Raw genomic sequence first — 22505 nt, 5'->3', positions numbered from 1 at the left:
TGAAAAAGGAGGGCTTTTTATGCAAACACAATTACAAACATTTAGTAGCTTTAGTTTGTTAAAAAGTCCAACTCAAGTTAGTGATCTTGTTAAAGAAGCTAAAAAACGTGGTTATACTTCTATTGCCTTAACAGATTTGAATAATCTATATGGTAGTGTAGATTTTTATAATGAAGCAAAAAAACAAGATATAAAGCCAATTATCGGTTTAACGATAGAAGTTGGTGGAGTAATTAATCAAGACAAAATATATCGTCTTATTCTTTTAGCAAAAAATCATCGAGGATATCAGAACTTATTAAAAATATCATCAATAATTTTATTAGCTGAAAATAATGTATCTTTTTCTAAAATTGCTGAGTATTTAGATGGTTTATTTATAATTACTTCCGCGGATAAATCAGAAATCATGGAACTTAATGAGCGTTCTAATGAATTCTTTGATATTTTAAGTAAATATACAGACCGAAATAATATTTTTATTGGAATTTCTTCTAATTTAAAGAGTTTATTTGAAATTCAATTACGAATTAGCCAAGAGCTTAATATTCCAACCGCTTTTGTTGAAAATACGCATTATCTTAATTCAGATCAAGCTTTTGCAACACAAATACTGAGAATGATAGATGATGGTGATGTATTTGATAATCCATTAGATTATTCACAACGTGGTGGTGATTTCTATCTAAAGAATGCTTCCGATTTGACTGAATATTATCAACAATTGCAGTTAAATGAAACAGCAATAAATACTCAAAAAATTGCTGATGAATGTAATGTAGAAATTGAGTTTAAACGTGCTGAATTGCCAGTATTTAAAACGCCTAATCAGAAATCATCGTCACAATATCTGCAAGATTTAGTGGTTTCTGGATTGAAAAAAAGATTCAATAACGTGGTTCCAAAAAATTATCAAGAACGTGCTTTATATGAATTAAATATTATCAATGAAATGGGGTTTGCTGATTACTTCTTAATTATTTGGGACGTAATTAGGCACGCTCATGAAAAAAAAATTATTACGGGGCCAGGTCGTGGGTCAGCCGCGGGATCACTGGTTTCATATGCGCTAAACATAACTGGCGTAGATCCAATTGAATATAATTTACTGTTCGAAAGATTCTTGAACCCAGAACGTGTTAGCATGCCGGATATTGACCTAGATATTCCAGATACTAGACGTGATGAATTAGTTCTTTATATGCAAGAAAAATATGGTCAAAGCCATATGGCGCAAATAATTACTTTTGGTACATTAGCTTCTAAGATGGCATTACGTGATGTGGGAAGAGTATTTGGCCAAAGCCAGATAGAAATGAATAAATGGTCAAATGCCGTTCCTGCAGGATTAAAAGTAGATTTATTAACGGCTTATCAAGACTCATCAAAATTTAAAGATCTAGTTGAAGCTAATGAATTGAATAAATTGTTATATGATACGGCTATTAAGATTGAAGGATTACCAAGACATTTTTCAACTCATGCGGCCGGAATTGTGCTTGGTAAATCGGAATTAACTGAGACAGTTGCTTTGCGTATGGGATCTGATGGAATTGCACTGACACAGCAAACTAAAGATAATGTTGAAAGTCTGGGATTGTTAAAGATGGATTTCTTAGGTCTAAGAAATCTTACAATCTTAGATAACGCTATTAAGAATGTTACTAAACAAGTAGGAAAGAAATTACTTACTGAAAAAATCAACCTTAATGATGAAGCTACATTAAAAATGTTTCAGCGCGGCGATACTGATGGAGTTTTCCAATTTGAATCTTCAGGTATCAGAAATGTTTTACGAAAGATTAGACCAGATTCTTTTGAAGACATAGTTGCAGTCAATGCTTTGTATCGTCCGGGTCCAATGCAAAATATTGATACTTTTGCGGCTAGAAAGAATAATAATGAAGTTGTTTCTTATCCAGACGCGTCTTTGAAGCCTATTTTGCAATCGACATATGGCATCTTGGTTTACCAAGAACAGGTAATGCAAGTTGCTTCAACTATGGCTGGATTCACTTTGGCACAAGCTGATGAACTAAGAAGAGCTATGGCTAAAAAACATAAAGACGAGATTGAAAAATTACGTAATAAGTTTATTACTGGAGCTGTTACTAATGGGCATCAGCAACAGGCAGCTATAAAGGTATATGATTATATCGAAAAATTTGCTAATTATGGATTTAACAAATCTCATTCGGTTGCCTATAGTAAGGTGGCCTTTTGGCTGGCTTACATTAAGACACATTTTCCTTCAGCATTTTTCACGGCTATCTTGAATTCTAATATCCAAGATTCAAATAAAGTTAAAACTTATATTCAAGATGCAAAATCTCGAAAAATAAGAATTGAAAAACCAAGCATTAATAATTCTTCATATATGTTTGAAAACAAAAATAAAGAGATAATGTTTGGATTAACTTGTATAAAAGGAGTAAGGCGTGATTTTGCTAAGAATATTTTATTAGCACGAAAAGATGGTCGCTTTACTAGTGTATTGAACTTCCTACAAAGAATCGATGTTAGATTCGTTAAGAACGATAATATCGAACCATTAATATTGAGCGGCGCGCTAGATGAATTTAATGAGAATCGTAAAGCGTTGTTATATGACACTAGAGATTTAATTGAAAGCATTCAATTATCAGGAAACAATGTTTCGTTATTCGATATTCTTAGTCCGAAGAAACATGATGTAACTGATTATGAAGAGTCAGAAAAGCTTGACCAAGAAATAATGTACTTAGGAACTTATGTTTCAGGACATCCAGTTGAACGTTATCGAAATAAGAATCTAGAATATATAGGTAATTTAAAAGAAGATAAAAAAGCTACAGTAGTTGGTTATATTCGTGAAATTCGAATCATTAGAACAAAAAAAGGAGATCAAATGGCCTTTGTTAGTGTCGAAGATGAGTCTACAGATATCTCTGTCACTGTCTTTCCTGAAACTTATAAGAAATCCCAAGATTTCTTATCTGAAGGAAATATTATTTATATCACAGGGAAGTTATCTAGAGACAATAGGGATAGATTGAATTTTGTTGCCAATGAAATTATACAGCCTAAAAAAGCCACCAAACTAGATGATGCTTTATTCATTAGAGTGCCAGTGAATATGGATGATGATGCAACAAGAACTAATTTGAATAATTTGTTAAATCAAAATCCTGGAACTAAAAAAACATTAGTTTTTTATCCTAAGACTGATGAGAAAGTTTTATATTCTGACGACAAGGCAATAAATTACACATCAGAATTAAAAGCTAGTTTGGTTAAAAAATTTGGAATTAAAAATATAATCGATAGAAAAAATTAACTTTTTTCGTTGGAAAACGTTTCCAAAGGTACCTTTAAAAAGCAAATAATGGTATTCTTTTTAGGAATGTTAAAAAGGTATCTCAAGTGGGATATTTCAACCAGGAGTGTGAAAAATGAAGCGAATTGGTATTTTAACAAGTGGTGGAGATGCACCAGGTATGAATGCAGCTATTCGTGCTGTGACGCGTCACGCTATTGACAAAGGTTTAGAAGTTTATGGTATTAATTACGGTTATGCTGGATTAGTTGCTGGAGATATTTTTCCAATGACAGCAGAATCAGTATCAGACCGCATTTCACGTGGTGGTACATTCTTGTACTCTGCACGTTATCCTGAATTTGCTCAAGTCGAAGGACAACTTAAAGGTATCGAACAACTTAAAAAGTTCGGTATTGAGGCTTTAGTTGTTATCGGTGGTGATGGTTCTTATCACGGAGCTTTGCGTTTAACAGAACATGGATTTAATGCTGTTGGATTGCCAGGAACAATTGATAATGACATTCCATATACTGATTTTACAATTGGTTTTGATACTGCTGTTACTACAGCTGTTGAAGCTATTGATAAGATCCGTGATACTGCTAGTTCACATGCTAGAACTTTCGTTGTTGAAGTTATGGGACGTGGAGCTGGTGATATTGCATTATGGGCTGGAGTTTCAGGCGGTGTAGAACAAATTGTTGTTCCAGAGCACAAGTTTGATATTGAAGCAATTGCTAAAAAAATCAAAACAGCTCGTGAAAAAGGCAAGAAACATATCATTATTGTTCTTGCTGAAGGTGTTATGCACGCCGATGAATTTGCTGAAAAACTTTCTGAATACGGAGATTTCTCTGTTAGAAGTACTGTTCTTGGACATGTACAACGTGGTGGTTCACCAACAGCTAGAGATCGTGTGTTGGCAAGCAAGATGGGTGCTTATGCAGTTGATCTGTTGCTTGAAGGTAAAGGTGGAATCGCCGTAGGAATGTTAGATAATAAGTTGACATATCACGATATGTTGGACTTGTTTGATGGCAAACACAAACCTGATTTATCATTATTTGATTTAAACGAATCAATGAGTCGCTAATAAATATATATTAAATAGGAGAAACTTAATTCATGAAAAGAACAAAAATTGTAAGTACACTTGGACCTGCTAGTGATAACGTGGAAACAACAGTTAAGCTAATCGAAGCTGGTGCTAACGTATTCCGTTTTAACTTCTCACATGGTGATCATGAAGAACATGCTGGAAGAATGAGCAATGTTCGTGAAGCTGAAAAGATTACTGGTAGAACTGTTGGTTTGATGCTTGACACTAAAGGTGCTGAAATTCGTACAACTGACCAAGAAGGTGGAAAATTCATGGCTAAAACTGGAGATACAATGCGTATCTCTATGGATGCTTCACTTGTTGGTACACCTGAAAAAATCGCTGTTACATACCCTGGTTTATATGATGATACGCACGTTGGTGGAATGGTTCTTATTGATGATGGTGAAGTTGGATTAAAGATCATTGAAAAAGACGAAGCTAATAAAGAATTAGTTACTGAAGTTCAAAACTCAGGTAAAATTGGTTCAAAGAAAGGTGTTAATGCACCTGGTGTTGAAATTCGCCTTCCTGGTATTACAGAAAAAGATGCCGATGATATTCGTTTTGGTTGTGACCAAGATGTTAACTTCATTGCTGCTTCATTTGTTCGTAAACCTCAAGACGTTTTAGATATTCGTGAAATCCTTGAAGAAAAAGGAAAAGCAAATATCCAAATCTTCCCTAAGATTGAATCACAAGAAGGTATCGATAACATTGATGATATCCTTAAAGTTTCTGATGGTTTGATGATTGCTCGTGGTGACATGGGTGTTGAAATTCCATTTGAAAATGTTCCTTTTGTTCAAAAAGCTTTGATTAAGAAGTGTAATGCACTTGGTATGCCTGTTATTACAGCTACACAAATGCTTGACTCAATGCAAGACAACCCACGTCCTACACGTGCTGAAGTAACTGACGTTGCTAACTCAGTAATGGACGGAACAGACGCTACTATGCTTTCTGGTGAAAGTGCTAATGGTGATTACCCTGTTGAAGCTGTTGCTACAATGGCTCGTATTGATGAAAGAACTCAAGAACAAATGGAACAAGGTAAGAACACTCTTGCTCTTCAAAGATTTGAAGAATACAGAGGTTCAAACATCACTGAATCAATCGGTGAATCAGTTGTTAGAGCTGCTGAAGAATTAAAAGTTAAAGCAATTGTTACTGCTACAAAATCAGGATATACTGCACGTATGATTTCTAAATATCGTCCAAGTACTGATATTTTGGCAATTACATTTGATGAAAAAGTTCAACGTGGATTGACAGTTAACTGGGGTGTTCATCCAGTTGTTGCTGATCGTCCTTCAAACACAGATGAAATGTTTGAATTGGCTGCAAAACAAGCTCAAGATCTTGGATTTGCTGAAGAAGGCGACCTAATTATTATTGTTGCTGGTGTTCCTGTTGGTGAAAGTGGTGCAACTAACGTAATGCGTGTTACACGTATTGGTTCACAACTTGCTAATGGACAAGGTGTTGGTGATGATACAGTTGTTGGTAAAGCTGTTGTTGCAACTTCTGCAAAAGACGCTGCTGACAAAATGAACAAAGGTGACATTTTAGTTGCTTCAATTACTGATAAAGATTACCTACCTGCTATTGAAAAAGCTTCAGCTGTTGTTGTTGAAGCTGGTGGATTAACTTCACACGCTGCAGTTGTTGGTATTGCAATGGGTGTTCCTGTAATTGTTGGTGCTGAAGGTGCTACATCATCAATTAAAGATGGTGATACAATCACAGTTGATACTCGTCGTGGATCAGTTTATCACGGTGCTTCAACTACACTTTAATAAAAAATAATAAAAAAGTTGAAGGAATATCCTTCAACTTTTTTGATTCGAAAAATTATAATTTTATGTAACCAAACGTTACTGTTGGACTTGTATTTGGTACAATAGTGTAGATAGCTAATTAACTGTTTTAATTTAGGAGAAATATGACAACTATAAATTATGGAACTACTTACGAAGGCAAAATTACCGATCAAAATAACGAGAGTTATTTCGTGCAAGTAAATGGAATTACTTTCGAACTAGATAAAACGGAAATACAAGATGATTTAATTAATGATGATCTAGTAACAGGTTTTGTCTATGAAAATAAAGAACATAAAAATATTATCACTACTAAATTACCAGAAGTACAAATAGGTATGTACGGTAAAGGAACAGTAGTTGATGTAAGAAGAGACTTAGGTGTTTTTGTCGATATCGGATTACCTGACAAAGATATTGTAGTTTCTCTTGATGATTTACCACTAGATAAATATGAATGGCCAAAAAAAGACGATGTTTTGATGGTCAAAATTATTAATGACAATAAACAACGTATGTGGGCAAAACCGGCAGATATTGATTTGATTGATCAATTAGTAAGAACAGCACCTGAAAACGATAAGAATCGCTTCATTGAAGGGCAAATAATTGCCAATCGCTTATCCGGCAGTTTTGTTTTGACGGACGATTTCTATCTTGGATTTATTCATCCATCTGAATCTATTGGAACATTAAGAGTTGGTCAGCGCATCAAAGGTAGAACTATTGGAACTAGCCATTACCGTTATAATATATCGATGAAACCATTTGCTTATGAAGAAATAAGTGATGATGCTCAAATGATAATGACTGTACTTGAACATTCTCAAGACAAGAAAATACCTTATACTGATAAAAGTACTCCAGAGGATATAATGGAATATTTTGGTATAAGTAAAGGGAGTTTCAAAAAAGCTCTTGGTAATCTATTAAAGAATCGATATATCAAGCAAGAAAATGGATTTACGGTTTTAATTAAAGAAGAACCAAAAAAAGAAGACTGATCTAAGGAGAGGGTATAGTTATGACACAGTCTAAAATGACGGATTTGATAAATGACTATGCTCGTTACTTAAGATTGGACCGTGGATTATCTAAGAATACAATTACATCGTATAAACAGGACATCAGTGAGTTTGCTCAATTTATTAATGAGTCTAATTTGGATTTTTTCCCTGAAGATAGACGTGAAGTTTTAGATTTTTTTACCGATTTAAAAAAGTCTAATAAGGCAGAAAATTCGATTTTAAGAATGTTCTCTTCTCTTAGGAAATTCTATCAGTGGTTAATGCATGGGCATTATATTTCTACTGACCCGATGTTAGATATGGACTCTCCTAAAAAAGGTATTCATTTACCAGTAGCATTATCAATGGCTGAAGTTGATAGTATAATTGAAGCTCCAGATGTTGAAAAATCATTGGGAATAAGAGATCGTGCTATTTTAGAAACGATGTATGCTACGGGTTTGCGTGTGTCGGAACTGATTAATCTTAATATGGATGATTTGCATTTAGATATTGGCTTGATTAAAACAATTGGTAAAGGTGATAAAGAACGTCTTATACCAATTGGTGATACCGCTTCTAAATGGATTATTAGATACATTAATGAAGTTCGCAACCCGCAAATTAACTTGTATGGAAATAATAATTCCGTATTTTTAAACTTTCGCGGTAAAAGATTAACGCGTCAATCTATATGGCGCATGATTAAAGGATATATTTTAGAACTTGGAATTGATAAGGATGTTACTCCACATACTTTACGACACTCATTTGCTACACATTTATTAGAAAATGGAGCAGATTTGCGTGTTGTTCAAGAGCTTCTGGGACATTCTGACATCTCAACAACTCAAATTTACACGCACATAACAAAGCAACGATTACGTGATGTGTATAATAAATCTCATCCAAGATCTTAGGAAGGTAGTATATATGCTAATACCATACAGTGAAGAATATAAAAAAATCACCATGGGATTTTTGTCATATCGCAAAGAATTAAAAGATGTTGATTTTTTAACTGATGAATTGCGCTTATTACAAACACCCAAACATCAATTATATTTATATAAGCGTGGACCTGAACGTGATTTTATTGGTATTATTGCTACTGATATTGGTGAAGATTTCGTGTATGTTAGATATCTTTGTTTAAATCCGGCATATAGAACTGGTAAAAATATCTATCGTATTTTTGATGATTTACAAAATACTAATAAAAATAAACACATACTTTCTTCGATAGAGTTATCAAGAATGACTAATAGTTGGAAACGTGATCGAGAATTAACGGGAAAAAATAATGGATGAGCTGAAAATTATATTAACGGATTTTGAAGGTCCGTTAGATTTATTATTACATTTAATTAAACAGTCAAAAATTGATATTTATGATATTCCTATATCAGAAGTTACTAGCCAATATATTAGTTTCTTGGATAATTCTAAGAAATTGCAACTAGATATCGCTGGTGACTATCTGGTTATGGCATCAACTCTAATGTCTATCAAAAGTAAATTATTACTGCCAATGACTAATTTTGATGATGATGAACCTGAAGAAGTTGGTGATCCACGTGATGATTTGGTTGCTCAATTATTAACTTATCAAACTTTTAAAAAGGCTAGTAAGTACTTTGAAGACCGTGAAACAGGTCGTAGACAGTCGTTTTCGAAAGAAATTAGTATTCCTGATACTGATATCAAACCTTTCTTGCAACCAAACTCAGTTCTAGCTAGTGATTTAGCATTTACAATGGCAGATATTTTGAACCGTCAAGAACAACGTAAGCCAATTACAGAAACAGTTGAAAATGAGTCATTATCAATAGAAGAAGCACAATTCAATATTTTGGATCGTCTAAAACAAGGTGATAAAAAAACTAAATCGTTTAGAGATTTATTAATTAATAAGAATTCTATTGATGAGGTTGTAACAACATTCATGGCAACATTAGAATTGATGAAAAGTAAAGAAGTTAGTTGTGAACAAGAATCATTTGATAGTGATTTGTTAGTAATTTTAAGGGGAAATTCAGATGCAGTATCAAGCTGAAATAATGGCGCTTTTATATACTAGTGGAGATCAAGGATTAGAATTAGGAATTATGGCGGAGTTACTTGAAATTTCTAAGTCTGCATTGCGTCAATCATTAGATGAATTAAAGATAAATCTTGAAGCAGATGAACAAAGTGGACTTATAATTAGTCAGTTTGATGATATTTATAAATTAGTTACGAAACCACAATTTGGATCTTTATTGAACCGTTATTTCAAGAGTGGTTTATCAACAACTCTTAGTCAGGCCGCTTTAGAAGTATTATCAATTATTGCTTATAAACAACCTGTAACACGTGTTGAAATTGACGAAATTCGTGGGGTTCAAAGCTCTGGTACACTACAAACGTTAATTGTTCGTCAGTTAGTAAAAGAAAATGGTAGAAAGAATGTCCCAGGTAAGCCAATAATATATGCGACAACTGAGCAGTTCCTGGACTATTTTGGTTTAAAAACATTAAAAGAATTACCAGATATCTCAGAATTTGAAGATAGTGAACTGGATAAAGATGGTAATTTAGATTTGTTTTATAGTAAATTTGAAAAATTAGAAAATAATGAGGAAAACAATGGCTGAAAAGCAACGTCTTCAAAAAGTAATGGCTAATGCCGGTGTCGCTTCACGTCGTAAATCAGAAGAACTGATTACAATGGGAGAAGTTACTGTTAACGGTACTGTAATTACCGAATTAGGATATAAAGTAGAACCGAAAGATAAAATCAAAGTTTCTAATAAGTTAATCCATCAAGAAGAAAAAAGATATATATTATTCTATAAACCTCGTGGAGTTATTTCTTCTGTTAAAGATGAAAAAGGTCGTAAAGTGGTAACTGACTATATCAAGGATATTGATGAACGTGTTTATCCTGTTGGTCGTTTAGATTATGATACTTCTGGCTTATTGATTCTGACAAATGATGGCGATTTCGCTAATAGATTAATGCATCCAAAATACAAAGTTGATAAAACTTATATTGCTAAGCTTAATGGGATTCCAAAACGTGAAGATCTAGCTAAGCTTGAAAAAGGTGGCTTGAAAGTTAAAGACTATCGAGTATCTCCAGCCAAAGTCAAGATTATGTCAGAAGATAGAGTTAAAAACAAAGCAATAGTTAGAATTACTATTCATGAAGGACATAACCATCAAGTTAAAGATATGTTTTCAACAATTGGCTATCAAGTAGATAAGCTATCCCGTGAACGATATGGGTTCTTAACTCTTGACGGAATGACTTCTGGGGAGTATCGTGATTTGGGATCAACAGAAGTGAGTTTACTTCTAAAAAATAAAAAATAATAATAGTTGGTTTTCAGGGCAGGGTGTAATTCCCGACCGGCGGTGATAGTCCGCGACCCAGTAATGGTTGACTTGGTGAAACTCCAAGACCGATAGTTAAAGTCTAGATGGAAGAAAACAAGTTGAGAGACCTGTTTTTTGTGTACAACAAAAATAGATTTCTTTTTTCTTAGGAAGCCAACGAAAGGTTGGGACTATTATATTATGGAAAAGAAATTTCTTTCGACGCGTGTCATTATTTATATTGCTGTCTTAGGAGCCTTAGCTACATTAGTAATGTTTTTTGAGTTTCCAATATTACCGATGGCACCTTTTTTAAAAGTTGATTTAAGCGATGTTGTTACAATTATCGGTGGAACAACATTCGGACCAGTTGCCGGAATACTAATTGCTTTTATTCGCTCAATTGTTAATTGGATATTAAAAGGTAGTGGATTAATTGGATTGATTGGCAATTTTGCTGGGTTTATTGGAAGTATTGCTGTTATGCTACCAGCAGTATTACTTAAAAATAAAAATGTCTTTTTAAAAATAATTATTAGTGTTTTTTCTTTAACTATAATTTCAGCATTAGTTAACTACTTTTTCTTAATGCCAGCTTATATGATTCTGGCAGATATGAAAATTGGTATGCCACTAATGAAATATATTTTAACGATTGTTATTCCATTCAATTTAATTAAAGGTAGTTTAGTGATGATTATTAGTATGATTGTCTATAATCGTATGAAAGATTATTTGAAGAAAAACGAAATTTAATTATATTTTGTTTTTCTTTAGTACTCCTTAATTCTTTCTTAATGTTTGTATGATATTCTAGTGTAATATTAAGACAGGAGGGCCATATTTTGACCGAAAAAAATGACTCTGATTTAAAGAAAAAAATGCCAGATTTACCTGATTCAGTTGTAGGACTAAACGGCTCAGTACTTCCTGAGGATTTAGAAAAATTAAACTTAACTGAAGAGAATAAACCCTGGAATAAGCAATTTGAAGATGATTTAAATGAAGAGGGCAAACCTTCTAGAGTTGCTAAAAACAAGAAGAAACGTGGTGTCAGAACACTTGTTGTAGCGCTATTTGCTGCATTGGTACTATTAATGTTAGCTCCAGTAATTAATTGGGTAGTTGATGCTAATTTCCATCCTAATAATAATGGCAACGGTAATAATGAAATAGTTGCTAACGCAGGTAACAAAAGTAAATCTGACAAATCAGATAGTAAAAAATCTTCAAAAAAGAAAACTTCAAAAAAATCTAAATCTACAAAAAAAGATAGTAGTGATGAAGCAACAAAAAAAGCTGCTGAGCAAAAAGCTGCACAAGAAGCAGCAGAAAAAAAAGCCGCTGAAGAAAAAGCTGCACAAGAAGCAGCAGATCAAAAGGCAGCAGATGATGCCGCTGCAGCTAAGCAAGCTGCAGATGATTCAGGATATTATACAGTAGTACAAGGTGACAATCCTTTCCGTATTGCGTATAACCATAATTTGAGTACCGAAGAGCTATATGCACTTAATGGACTACAACCTGGAACAGTTTTAACACCGGGAATGCGTTTAAGAGTAAAATAATGTAAAATAAGAAGCGAATGATTTTCGCTTTTTTTTATGGCCAAAATTAAGATTAATAGATAGTCGAGGTAAGGTTAAATATGCAAATTGCAATTGATGGGCCTGCATCAGCAGGTAAAAGTACAATCGCAAAACTAATCGCTAAAGAATTGAATTTTATTTATAGTGACACAGGTGCAATGTATAGAGCTGTTACATTAATGGCCAAGCTTAATAACGTAAAATATAATGATGAAGAAAATATATTGTTATTAATGGATAAATTTAAAATAAGTTTCAAAAATAGTGTCGAAGGGCAACGAGTTTTTATAAATGATCAAGATGTTTCTGAAGAAATAAGAACTGTAGAAATCACAAATAATGTTTCTGAAGTTTCTGCCTTACCAATTGTTCGTGAACGATTAGTTGAAGAACAACGTCGTATAGCACAAGAAGGCGATGTAGTTATGGATGGACGTGATATTGGAACAACTGTTTTACCAAATGCTGAAGTCAAAATATTCATGATTGCTAGTGTTCATGAAAGAGCAGTCCGTAGATTTAAAGAATATGAATCAAAAGGTATTGATGTCTCTTTAGAAACTCTAGAAAAAGAGATAGAAGATCGTGATTACAAAGATTCACATAGAAAAATATCACCATTGAAAAAAGCTAAAGATGCTATTGAGTTGGATACTACGGGTCTTTCAATTGATCAAGTTGTGCAAAAAGTAATTGACATAATCAAAAAATAGAAAAAATGCTAGTCTTTAAGTAAAAATTCAATTATTATATAGGTATAACCGTAAAAAGAGGTGTAAATATGACAAATGCTTCAGATGATATGAATCAAGAGCTTTTATCTGCTTTAGATAACTTTGGTAAAGTAGAAATTGGTGACAAAATTAGTGGAGAAATATTAATAGTTGATGATGGCGAAGCTATTATTGGTATTGATGGAACTGGGTTTGAAGGAGTACTTACTGCTAAGGAATTCTCAAATGACAGAAATGTTGATTTAAGAGAACAACTTAAACGTGGCGACAAGATTGAATTGATCGTTGTTAAACGTTTGAACCCAAATAAAGACAATGGTAGTTTCTTATTATCAAGAAAACGCATTGAAGCACAAAAAGTGTGGGAAGATCTTGAAACTGATTTCGATAACAAAGCTCGTTTTGATGTTGTAGTTACACAAACAGTCAAAAATGGATTATTAGTTGACGTTAAGGGATTACGTGGATTTATTCCTGCTTCATTAATTTCAACTAATTTCGTAAAAGACTTACAACCATACGTTGGACAAACTTTAAATGTTGAAATTTCTGAATTGAATAAAGCTCAAAATCGATTGGTATTGAATCATCGTGTTGTTGAAGCTGAAACGCAAGCAAAAGCAAGAGAAGAAGTATACAGCAAGATATTGCCCGGCGATACTCTTGAAGGTACCGTAAGAAGATTAACTAACTTCGGTGCTTTTGTTGATGTTGGTGGAATTGATGGATTAGTTCATATTTCTGAAATTTCACATGAACATATTGCTCAACCATCTGATGTATTATCAGTAGATCAAAAAGTTGAAGTTAAAGTTTTAAATCTTGATAAAGAAAAAAATAAACTTTCTCTATCAATTAAAGCACTTCAAGCTGGTCCATGGGATAAGGCAAAAGAAGAACTTAAGGTTGGAGATGTTTTAGACGGTAAAGTTAAAAAACTAACTGACTTTGGGGCTTTTGTTGAAGTTCTTCCTGGTATTGAAGGACTTGTACATGTTTCAGAAATATCATGGAATCATATAAAAGTTCCTGCTGATGTTTTGAAAGAAAACGAAGAAGTACAAGTTAAAGTTATTAACTTTGATACTGATAAACAACGATTAGGACTATCAATTAAACAATTGACTGAAAACCCTAACCCAAGTAATGAATCACCAAAGGAAGAAATTGAAAACTTCGAAATGCCAGAAGAAAGTCACGGATTTAATTTGGCTGATGTAGTAAAACAAGATAAAGAATAATGAAAAAGCTGGGTATCCCAGCTTTTTTGCAATTAAGGATGAAATAAAATGGTAGTTCCCGTAGTAGCTCTAGTTGGTCGCCCTAATGTGGGTAAATCAACAATTTTTAATAGAATAATTAATGAAAGATTATCAATTGTGGAAGATACACCTGGTGTAACACGTGATAGGATATATTCACGTGCTTTTTGGTTGGGTAAAGAATTCCGCTTAATTGATACTGGTGGTATTGAGATAAGTAATGAACCAATGTCTGAGCAAATTAAGCAACAAGCTGAAATTGCGATGGAAGAGGCTGATATTATAATTTTCATTGCCGATAGTAGAACCGGTGTCACTAAAGAAGATGAAGATGTTGCTAAGATTCTTTATAAAACCAATAAACCAGTTGTTTTAGCTGTTAATAAGGCTGATAATCCAGAACAACGTCAAGATATATATGATTACTATTCACTTGGCTTTGGAGAGCCAAATCCAGTATCTGGTGTTCAAGGAACAGGTATTGGTGATTTATTGGATAATGTTGTAAAAGAATTCCCAGCGAATGTAGAAGAAATTGTTGATGATAGTATTAAATTCAGTTTTATTGGTCGTCCTAATGTTGGTAAGTCTTCATTAGTTAATTCTATTCTTGGCGATTATCGAGTTATCGTTTCTAATGTTGAAGGAACAACACGTGATTCTATTGATACAAAGTTCTTTGATGACAATTTGGATCAAGAATTTACTATGATTGATACCGCTGGTATCCGTAAAAAAGGTAAAGTGTATGAAAACACTGAAAAATACTCAGTTTTAAGAGCTCTTAGAGCTATTGATCGTTCTGATGTTGTTTGTGTTGTTATTAATGCTGAAGAAGGTATTAGAGAGCAAGATAAACATGTCGCCGGTTATGCCCATGATGCAGGCCGTGGAGTTATTCTTATCGTCAATAAGTGGGATACTCTTACTAAGGATGATAAGACTATGAAGAATTTTGAAGATAAGATAAGATCTGAATTTCAGTACTTGTCATACGCACCAATTCTTTTCACATCCGCAACTAAAAAACAAAGATTAGACAAAATCCCTGAATTAGTTAATCAAGTAGCTGATAATAGAAGTATGAGAATTCAGTCTTCATTACTTAATGATATTTTGTTGCGTGCGACTTCAATTGCACCAACACCAATTATCAATGGGAAAAGACTTCGAATTTATTATATGACACAAGTTGCAGTTGCTCCTCCAACATTTGTCGTATTTGTTAATGATCCTGAATTATTGCATTTTTCATACGAAAGATTCTTAATCAATCAGTTGAGAGAATCGTTTGATTTTACTGGAACTCCTATTAAGATCATTGCTAGAATGAGAAAATAATAAAAAAATAAACTAAAAAATGACTTTATTCAAAAAAAACAGTGTAAATTCCAAATGATACTTGTCATAACGGCGTTTAGTGTGGTAATTTAGTTTGTGGATAATGATAAGCCATTGTCATTACTCGAAAAAGCATATTGTTTTTACAATATATATATTCTGGAGGTTTTATATTATGGCTAACAAAGCAGAACTTATTGATAGTGTTGCAACAAAAACAGGGATTACTAAGAAAGACGCTACTGCTGCTGTAGATGCAGTATTCGGTGCAATCCAAGAAAAACTTGCTAAAGGTGAAAAAGTTCAATTAATTGGCTTTGGTAACTTTGAAGTACGTCAACGTGCTGCACGTAAGGGACGTAACCCTCAAACAGGTGCAGAAATTAAGATTCCTGCATCAAAAGTACCTGCATTCAAGCCAGGTAAAGCTCTTAAAGATGCTGTTAAATAATTAATTTAATTAATTATAAGGAACAGGCGACGCTAGTTGCCTGTTCTTTTTTGTTATAATAAACCATGAAAGAATACTATTATTAAAGAAGGTCGTTAAATGAGCTATTCGCAACAGGCGTTAGATGAATTTTATAATGGAAACGTTGATAAAGCAGCTGAATTAATCAGTCAGGCAATTGAATCTGATGATGATGATACTTTATTCAATTTAGGTGATAACCTACTAGAAATGGGACAATCTGTTCAAGCAAAAGAAATTTTTGAGAATTTACTTGATAAGAATCCTGATGCTGATGAATTACGTACAAGATTAGCAGAAATTGCAGTTTCCGATGGAGATAATGATACAGCCATTGATTACTTATCAGAAATCACTTCTGAATCGTATGCATATGCTGAAGCACTATTAACCTCTGCTGATGTTTATCAATCAATGGGACTATATGAAGTAAGTGAACAAAAATTATTAGAGGCAATTCGTTTATATCCAGATGAAGAAGTTATTAAATTTGCGCTTGCAGAATTGTACTTTACACAAGGGAACTTTGAAAAAGCACTCAACTTATATGATGTTTTATTAGAAAACGACATTGAAGAAATGTCTGGAATATCGATTCATGAAAGAATTGGTGATTCATTAGCTGGTGTTGGTAAATTTGAAGAAGCAATTGAATCATATGTGCAAATCAATCGCTTATTAATAAATGAAGATATTTTGTACAAAAAGGGTAGTTTATACTATCAAGTTGGTAATTTAACTGATGCGAAAGAAACGTTGAATGAATTAATTGATATTAATCATGATTATGCACCTGCATATTACTTATTAGCTAGTTTGCTATATGATGAGAATAACTATGAAGAATCATATCGTACAGCGGTTAATGGACTTAAATTTAACGAATACAACTTAGATTTGTATAGAATACTAATAAAATCATCCAGAAAAATTAATAAGGCTGATGAGGCAGTTAAACTTGCTATTAATGGTATTGATAAAGTTGAAGAGCCTAATGAATTGAAGAAATTAATTAGTGATTATTATCTTGAAAGTAATCAAGATGAAAAAGCTATTGAGATTATTAATAGTGGCGATGAAACAATAAATGATGATCCTTATTTGTTCTGGAATATGGCTAAGGCAAATAGAGAGTTGGATGAAATTGCTGAGGCTCGTAATAATATCTTGTCAGCATATAATGATTTACAGGATAATCCTGACTTCTTAAGAGATTTAGTGCTAATCTTGCGTGACTTCGGTGACATGACGACTGCAAAAGATGGATTGAATCGTTACTTGAAGTTAAACCCAGATGACGAATACATGCGTTCAATTTTTGATAACTAGGAATTAATAATGAAATTAGACAAATTACCGGATATTTTTAAAGAATCACTCCATATTTTAAAAGCAATTGAAGCCGCAGGATTTGAGGCTTATTTTGTGGGCGGAAGTGTTCGTGATCATTTATTAAATCTACCTATTCATGATGTAGACATTGCTACAAGTGCATATCCTGATGAAATAAAAAAAATATTTCCTCGAACAATAGATACTGGAATTGAACACGGAACTGTTACAGTTATGGATGATAATGTTCCTTATGAAATAACAACCTTCAGAACCGAAAGTGGTTATCAAGATTTTCGCAGGCCTGATAAAGTAACGTTTGTTCGTAAATTAAAAGATGACTTGCAACGTCGAGACTTCACTATTAATGCTTTAGCTGTTGCAACTGACGGTGAAGTAATAGATGAATTCTCTGGATTAGAAGATTTAAAGTCAAAAACAATAAGAGCAGTTGGAGTAGCACAAGATAGATTCCATGAAGATGCTTTGCGAATGATGCGAGCAGTGAGATTTCAGAGTCAATTAGGATTTGTAATTGAAGAAGAAACTCTAAAAGCTATCGAATTAAATGCGGAGCTTCTTGAGAAAATATCTGTTGAACGAATAAATACAGAGTTTGTTAAAATGCTATTAGCTAAGAATTGGCAACTTGGCTATAAGAATTTTCTAACGACTGACTTATATAAATATTGTCCTCAGTTAAACAATAAACATTATGAACTTACCAAGCTTCTAGAGTACAAAGATATACAAATAGTTTCTGTTGAAGCTGCTTGGGCTATTCTGACCGAAGCAATAAAAACAAATGATTTAAATAAATTTCTAACTTTGTGGAAAGAATCTAATAAAGTAAAAGCTGATGTTCAATCTATCAATAAACTAATTGATAATATTGAAGAAGATAATTATGACGTCTGGAGTTTTTATAAAGTTGGTGATACTTTTTTGAATGAGATTGATAATATCTGTGAATTGCGACATATTGATTATGATCGTCAAAAAGTAATTAATATATATAATCAATTACCTATCAAATCAAAAAAAGAATTAGCTATTGATGGTAAAACTCTTATAAAAGAATTGAATCTAAAACCGGGCCCACAACTAGGAAAACTACTTACCGAAATTGAAAAGAAAGTCGTATTTGGACAATTAGAAAATAATTCAAATAAAATCATTCTTTATTGTAAAAATCTCATTTAAAATGTGCTAGTATAAACATGTAAGCATTTTCAAAAAAGGAGATATTTTATGGATACTAAACGTGTTTTTAAAGAATTGAAGTTTTATTTTAGAAACGGTGATACTTGGACAGTTGATCACAAAGAAATGAGCGACATTTGGTTGGCACGTGTTACTACTAGTTATGGACGTATTAATGGTGGTAAAATGCAAGAAATACATCCTTGCAAGAGTTTTAAGATTGAAATTCTAAAAGAAGCTAATTATCAAAAAGAAACAGATAAAATCAGCATGACAACTTCTGTAGGAATGTTTGATCGTGTTATGAATTATCAAGATATTGAGAAATGTGATTTGATTTTCGATGATGTTAACACAGATGAAAACTTACAAATTTATTTCCCATTCAAGGCTAAAAATTCTGAAGGCTTAGATAACATTTATCAAACAAGTGCAATTTCTAAACAAAATGAAAACCTTTATGTTGTAATTGATGCTAAAGCAAATGTTTTTGATAAATATCAAGATCGCCTATAAATTTAATAAGCTGACAATTGTCGGCTTTTTTTAATACTCAGATACTTGTATAATGAATATTAAATAATTAAATCTGAAATACATATTGGAGTATGAATTTTGAAAACTTTTGCAGCGACTGATTTAACAAAAAATGTTGGTGATCGCACCTTATTTAAAAAAGCTAATTTTCTTATTAACGAAGGCGATAAAATTGGCTTAGTAGGGCTGAATGGTTCAGGTAAGAGTTCACTATTAAATTCTTTGGTTGATCCAAATGAATTAACTAGTGGTGAGATTAATACGCCTAAAGACTATAAAATTACATATTTACGCCAACAACCAGAACTTGATCCTGAAAAATCTGTTTTTGAAGCAGTACTTGATGGTGATGATAATATTTTTGAATTGGTCAAAAATTATGAGAAGGCATTAGAGCTCTTCAATCAAGATCCTAATAATGACAAATATAAAAAGTCGTTCTTTGATTTACAGGAACGTATGAATAATCAAGATGGTTGGGACTTAGATACAACAGTAAAAACCGTCCTAACCAAACTAGGTATTAATGAATTTGATAAGAAAGTTGCCAATCTATCTGGAGGACAGCAGCGAAGAGTTGCACTAGCTCAAGCTTTAATAACCGAATCTGACTTGTTGATTTTAGATGAGCCAACTAATCATTTGGATTATCAAGCGATTAAATGGTTAGAAACATATTTGAGTCGCATAAAAGGTGCAGTTGTTTTTGTAACACATGATCGTTATTTCTTGAATCAAGTGGCTACAAGAATTTTTGAAATTGAGTTTGAACGTCTTAATGAATATTCTGGTAATTATGAGAAATATCTAGGTCAAAAAGCTAAGAATGAAGAAATACAAGCTTCCACTATGGCTCATAAACAAAAGTTATTTAAGCAAGAGCTCGAATGGATGAAACGCGGTCCAAAAGCACGTGGAACCAAACAAAATGCACGACAAAATAGATTTGGTGATTTAAAAGCAGAATTAAAAGATCAACCGCAAACACAAAGTGATATGGAAATTAATATCGCTAAAACTCGTTTAGGTAAAGATGTATTTAATTTAGAACACGCTAATTTAACTATTGAAAATAAGACAATACTGAAAGATTTTTCTTATCTAATAAATCGTAAGGAAAACATTGGAATTGTTGGTGTAAACGGGGCAGGTAAAACGTCATTCTTGAATGTTTTAGATGAACGAATTCAGCTTGATTCTGGAATTCTTGAAGTAGGACAAACTGTTCGAATTGGTTTTTATACTCAATATAGTGAGAATATGGATCCTGATAAACGAGTGATTACTTACCTGGAAGGAATTGGTCAAAACGTAAAAGCTGAAGACGGTAGTAGAATGACTGCTTCGAACTTATTAGAGACTTTTCAATTTGACAGTCGATTACAAGGGGCTTTTATTAGAGAGTTATCTGGTGGTGAGAAGAGACGTTTGTTTTTACTTGCAATCCTAATTCGCCAGCCAAATGTACTTTTATTAGATGAGCCTACTAATAATTTAGATATTCAAACATTGACTATATTAGAAGATTACATTCTAAACTTCAGTGGTACTGTTATTGCTGTTTCTCATGATAGATATTTCCTTGATAAAATTACGCAAAAATTACTAATATTTGAAGGTAATGGAGTTATAACTGAACTTTTAGATACTTATTCAAATTATCTAGAAAATGAAGCAAATAAAAAGAATGAATCACATAAGAAGGTAACAAAATCAGAACCAGTCAAGCATGAAAAACCAGAAAATAATAAACGTAAGATTACATACGCTGAGCAAATAGAGTTGAAAAAAATAGAACCTGAAATTGAGAAGCTTGATGAAAGAATCAATGAACTAAATAAATTGTTATTAGATGAACATGCTGATTACCAAGATTTAATGTCTTATCAAGCTGAGCTTGAAGAGAGTAATAAGAAGTCAGAAGAATTAATGAATCGTTGGGAAGAACTTAGTGAATTGGGAGAATAATGATGAATGAAGATAAGTACTTAGTAATGGCAAAAGACATTATGGAAAATGGACACGAAAAAACTGACCGTACGAATACCGGGACTAAGAGTATCTTCGGTTATCAAATGCATTTTGATTTACAAGAATCATTTCCATTACTAACAACTAAAAAAATTCCTTTTGGATTAATTAAGAGTGAATTACTTTGGTTCTTACATGGAGATACCAATATTAAGTATTTATTAGAACATAATAACCATATTTGGGATGAATGGGCGTTTAAAAAGTATATTGAGAGTGATGAATATACAGGACCTGATATGACTGATTTTGGTCATAGAAGCTTAAACGATCAAGAGTTTGCAGTTCAATATAAAGAGCAAAAAAACTTATTCTGCAAAAATATTTTAGAAGATGAAGAATTCTCTAAAAAATGGGGTGATTTAGGAAACGTCTATGGGAGTCAATGGCGTCACTGGTTGAAGCGAGATGGCGGATTTATTGATCAAATTAAAAATGTTATTGAACAGATTAAGAAGACTCCTGATTCAAGAAGGTTATTAGTAAGTGCCTGGAATCCCGAGGATATTCCGGATATGGCATTGCCACCATGTCATACAATGTTTCAATTCTATGTAAATGATGGTAAATTGTCTTGTCAGCTTTATCAAAGAAGTGGAGACGTCTTTTTAGGAGTTCCATTTAATATAGCAAGTTATTCATTATTAACACATTTAATAGCTAGAGAATGCGGCCTTGAAGTTGGCGAATTTGTGCATACTTTAGGAGATGCTCATATCTACAGTAATCATTTTGACCAAGTAAATGAGCAACTAACAAGAACCCCTAAAGCAGGACCTAAGCTTGAAATTACAAGCGATAAAAGTATCTTTGATTTGGATTTTGATGATATAAAAGTTGTTGATTATAATCCGGATGGAGCTATTAAAGCTCCAGTTGCTGTATAGGAGAATATAAGATGATAAGTTTTGTTTGGGCAGAAGATAAAAATCATGTAATTGGTAAAAATGGAAAACTTCCTTGGAAATTGCCAAACGACATGAAATTCTTTAAGAAGGTGACTAGTGGACATCCGATTATTATGGGACGTAAAACATTTGAGAGCTTTCCAAATGGTCCACTACCTGGAAGAGAAAATATTGTTATTACTCGTAATAACGACTTCTCTTATCCAGGAGTTACAGTAATTCAAGATATTAATGAGTTAAATATGGATCCTAATAAAAATTATTGTGTTATTGGTGGAGCACAAATATTTAAACTTTATTCTGATATAGTGGATAAATTATTTGTCACTAAAATTGATCATGAGTTTACTGGTGATACTTTTATGGTTGATTTGCCATGGCAAAAATTTGAATTAGTGTCTCGTATTGAGGGTAAAGTTGATGAACAAAACCTTTGGGCACACAGCTTTGAAGAATATGAAAGAAAGTAATAATTAGTTGATATGAAAATCATTTCGACTTTGTTATAA

At 32.8% G+C, this 22505-nt stretch carries 21 protein-coding genes and 1 riboswitch; all 21 genes read left to right on the top strand.

The features are described 5' to 3' along the window. Window positions 1-19: 19 nt before the first annotated feature. The 21 genes from dnaE to RD055328_RS03465 all read left to right on the top strand — a co-directional run bounded on the left by dnaE (window position 20) and on the right by RD055328_RS03465 (window position 22466). Window positions 20-3316, top strand: a complete 3297-nt coding sequence (gene dnaE, locus RD055328_RS03565; protein WP_244087433.1) for a DNA polymerase III subunit alpha — start codon at window positions 20-22, stop codon at window positions 3314-3316. 115 nt (window positions 3317-3431) lie between these two features. Beyond that, window positions 3432-4391 (top strand): 6-phosphofructokinase, encoded by a 960-nt coding sequence (gene pfkA / locus RD055328_RS03560; protein WP_244087432.1) that lies wholly within the window; start codon window positions 3432-3434, stop codon window positions 4389-4391. 32 nt (window positions 4392-4423) lie between these two features. Beyond that, window positions 4424-6196, top strand: a complete 1773-nt coding sequence (pyk, locus tag RD055328_RS03555) for a pyruvate kinase (RefSeq protein WP_244087431.1) — start codon at window positions 4424-4426, stop codon at window positions 6194-6196. A gap of 146 nt (window positions 6197-6342) precedes the next feature. Then, window positions 6343-7224, top strand: coding sequence for a S1 RNA-binding domain-containing protein (locus RD055328_RS03550; protein WP_244087430.1), 882 nt, complete (start codon window positions 6343-6345; stop codon window positions 7222-7224). 20 nt (window positions 7225-7244) lie between these two features. Beyond that, on the top strand, window positions 7245-8147 hold the full coding sequence (gene xerD, locus RD055328_RS03545; protein WP_244087429.1) for a site-specific tyrosine recombinase XerD: 903 nt from the start codon (window positions 7245-7247) through the stop codon (window positions 8145-8147). A 13-nt stretch (window positions 8148-8160) separates the two neighbouring features. Then, window positions 8161-8538, top strand: coding sequence for a RibT protein (locus tag RD055328_RS03540; RefSeq protein ID WP_244087428.1), 378 nt, complete (start codon window positions 8161-8163; stop codon window positions 8536-8538). Beyond that, window positions 8531-9283 (top strand): ScpA family protein, encoded by a 753-nt coding sequence (locus RD055328_RS03535; protein WP_244087427.1) that lies wholly within the window; start codon window positions 8531-8533, stop codon window positions 9281-9283. The genes RD055328_RS03540 and RD055328_RS03535 overlap by 8 nt, the downstream gene beginning before the upstream one ends. Then, complete coding sequence (gene scpB, locus RD055328_RS03530; RefSeq protein ID WP_244087426.1) at window positions 9267-9863, top strand: SMC-Scp complex subunit ScpB; 597 nt, start codon at window positions 9267-9269, stop codon at window positions 9861-9863. The genes RD055328_RS03535 and scpB overlap by 17 nt, the downstream gene beginning before the upstream one ends. Continuing rightward, window positions 9856-10584, top strand: coding sequence for a pseudouridine synthase (locus RD055328_RS03525; protein WP_244087425.1), 729 nt, complete (start codon window positions 9856-9858; stop codon window positions 10582-10584). Before scpB ends, RD055328_RS03525 begins: the two co-directional genes overlap by 8 nt. Window positions 10585-10589: 5 nt before the next feature. Then, window positions 10590-10707: riboswitch (FMN riboswitch) on the top strand. 81 nt (window positions 10708-10788) lie between these two features. Continuing rightward, the gene (locus RD055328_RS03520; protein ID WP_244087424.1) at window positions 10789-11343 is read left to right on the top strand and encodes an ECF transporter S component; all 555 of its coding nucleotides are present in this window, start codon (window positions 10789-10791) and stop codon (window positions 11341-11343) included. A gap of 89 nt (window positions 11344-11432) precedes the next feature. Then, complete coding sequence (locus tag RD055328_RS03515) at window positions 11433-12155, top strand: LysM domain-containing protein (protein ID WP_244087423.1); 723 nt, start codon at window positions 11433-11435, stop codon at window positions 12153-12155. Window positions 12156-12235: 80 nt separating this feature from the next. Continuing rightward, on the top strand, window positions 12236-12889 hold the full coding sequence (cmk, locus tag RD055328_RS03510; protein ID WP_244087422.1) for a (d)CMP kinase: 654 nt from the start codon (window positions 12236-12238) through the stop codon (window positions 12887-12889). 68 nt (window positions 12890-12957) lie between these two features. After that, window positions 12958-14151, top strand: coding sequence for a 30S ribosomal protein S1 (rpsA, locus tag RD055328_RS03505; protein ID WP_244087421.1), 1194 nt, complete (start codon window positions 12958-12960; stop codon window positions 14149-14151). 48 nt (window positions 14152-14199) lie between these two features. Beyond that, entirely contained in the window at window positions 14200-15513 is a 1314-nt protein-coding gene (gene der, locus RD055328_RS03500) for a ribosome biogenesis GTPase Der (protein ID WP_244087420.1), read from the top strand. 175 nt (window positions 15514-15688) lie between these two features. Next, complete coding sequence (locus RD055328_RS03495; RefSeq protein WP_244087419.1) at window positions 15689-15964, top strand: HU family DNA-binding protein; 276 nt, start codon at window positions 15689-15691, stop codon at window positions 15962-15964. A gap of 99 nt (window positions 15965-16063) precedes the next feature. Further along, on the top strand, window positions 16064-17314 hold the full coding sequence (locus RD055328_RS03490) for a lipopolysaccharide assembly protein LapB (protein ID WP_244087418.1): 1251 nt from the start codon (window positions 16064-16066) through the stop codon (window positions 17312-17314). A gap of 9 nt (window positions 17315-17323) precedes the next feature. Continuing rightward, a complete protein-coding gene (locus RD055328_RS03485) occupies window positions 17324-18520 on the top strand; it encodes a CCA tRNA nucleotidyltransferase (protein WP_244087417.1) in 1197 nt (398 codons plus the stop codon). A gap of 48 nt (window positions 18521-18568) precedes the next feature. After that, window positions 18569-19036 (top strand): hypothetical protein, encoded by a 468-nt coding sequence (locus tag RD055328_RS03480; RefSeq protein ID WP_244087416.1) that lies wholly within the window; start codon window positions 18569-18571, stop codon window positions 19034-19036. A gap of 99 nt (window positions 19037-19135) precedes the next feature. Further along, window positions 19136-21025, top strand: a complete 1890-nt coding sequence (locus RD055328_RS03475) for an ABC-F family ATP-binding cassette domain-containing protein (RefSeq protein WP_244087415.1) — start codon at window positions 19136-19138, stop codon at window positions 21023-21025. Next, the gene (locus RD055328_RS03470) at window positions 21025-21975 is read left to right on the top strand and encodes a thymidylate synthase (protein WP_279593913.1); all 951 of its coding nucleotides are present in this window, start codon (window positions 21025-21027) and stop codon (window positions 21973-21975) included. The genes RD055328_RS03475 and RD055328_RS03470 overlap by 1 nt, the downstream gene beginning before the upstream one ends. Window positions 21976-21986: 11 nt before the next feature. Continuing rightward, window positions 21987-22466, top strand: coding sequence for a dihydrofolate reductase (locus RD055328_RS03465; RefSeq protein WP_244087414.1), 480 nt, complete (start codon window positions 21987-21989; stop codon window positions 22464-22466). Window positions 22467-22505 lie beyond the last annotated feature (39 nt).

This window comes from Companilactobacillus sp. RD055328 (assembly GCF_022835675.1).
GTDB lineage: Bacteria > Bacillota > Bacilli > Lactobacillales > Lactobacillaceae > BQUT01.
This window is presented reverse-complemented; position numbering and strand designations above follow the sequence as displayed.

Coding starts and splice junctions, on each gene's coding strand:
- RD055328_RS03495 (WP_244087419.1), top strand. CDS start 15,689: ATGGCTAACAAAGCAGAACTTATTGATAGTGTTGCAACAAAAACAGGG.
- dnaE (WP_244087433.1), top strand. CDS start 20: ATGCAAACACAATTACAAACATTTAGTAGCTTTAGTTTGTTAAAAAGT.
- RD055328_RS03465 (WP_244087414.1), top strand. CDS start 21,987: ATGATAAGTTTTGTTTGGGCAGAAGATAAAAATCATGTAATTGGTAAA.
- xerD (WP_244087429.1), top strand. CDS start 7,245: ATGACACAGTCTAAAATGACGGATTTGATAAATGACTATGCTCGTTAC.
- der (WP_244087420.1), top strand. CDS start 14,200: ATGGTAGTTCCCGTAGTAGCTCTAGTTGGTCGCCCTAATGTGGGTAAA.
- RD055328_RS03550 (WP_244087430.1), top strand. CDS start 6,343: ATGACAACTATAAATTATGGAACTACTTACGAAGGCAAAATTACCGAT.
- cmk (WP_244087422.1), top strand. CDS start 12,236: ATGCAAATTGCAATTGATGGGCCTGCATCAGCAGGTAAAAGTACAATC.
- pfkA (WP_244087432.1), top strand. CDS start 3,432: ATGAAGCGAATTGGTATTTTAACAAGTGGTGGAGATGCACCAGGTATG.
- rpsA (WP_244087421.1), top strand. CDS start 12,958: ATGACAAATGCTTCAGATGATATGAATCAAGAGCTTTTATCTGCTTTA.
- RD055328_RS03480 (WP_244087416.1), top strand. CDS start 18,569: ATGGATACTAAACGTGTTTTTAAAGAATTGAAGTTTTATTTTAGAAAC.
- scpB (WP_244087426.1), top strand. CDS start 9,267: ATGCAGTATCAAGCTGAAATAATGGCGCTTTTATATACTAGTGGAGAT.
- RD055328_RS03540 (WP_244087428.1), top strand. CDS start 8,161: ATGCTAATACCATACAGTGAAGAATATAAAAAAATCACCATGGGATTT.
- RD055328_RS03525 (WP_244087425.1), top strand. CDS start 9,856: ATGGCTGAAAAGCAACGTCTTCAAAAAGTAATGGCTAATGCCGGTGTC.
- RD055328_RS03535 (WP_244087427.1), top strand. CDS start 8,531: ATGGATGAGCTGAAAATTATATTAACGGATTTTGAAGGTCCGTTAGAT.
- RD055328_RS03520 (WP_244087424.1), top strand. CDS start 10,789: ATGGAAAAGAAATTTCTTTCGACGCGTGTCATTATTTATATTGCTGTC.
- pyk (WP_244087431.1), top strand. CDS start 4,424: ATGAAAAGAACAAAAATTGTAAGTACACTTGGACCTGCTAGTGATAAC.
- RD055328_RS03470 (WP_279593913.1), top strand. CDS start 21,025: ATGATGAATGAAGATAAGTACTTAGTAATGGCAAAAGACATTATGGAA.
- RD055328_RS03490 (WP_244087418.1), top strand. CDS start 16,064: ATGAGCTATTCGCAACAGGCGTTAGATGAATTTTATAATGGAAACGTT.
- RD055328_RS03485 (WP_244087417.1), top strand. CDS start 17,324: ATGAAATTAGACAAATTACCGGATATTTTTAAAGAATCACTCCATATT.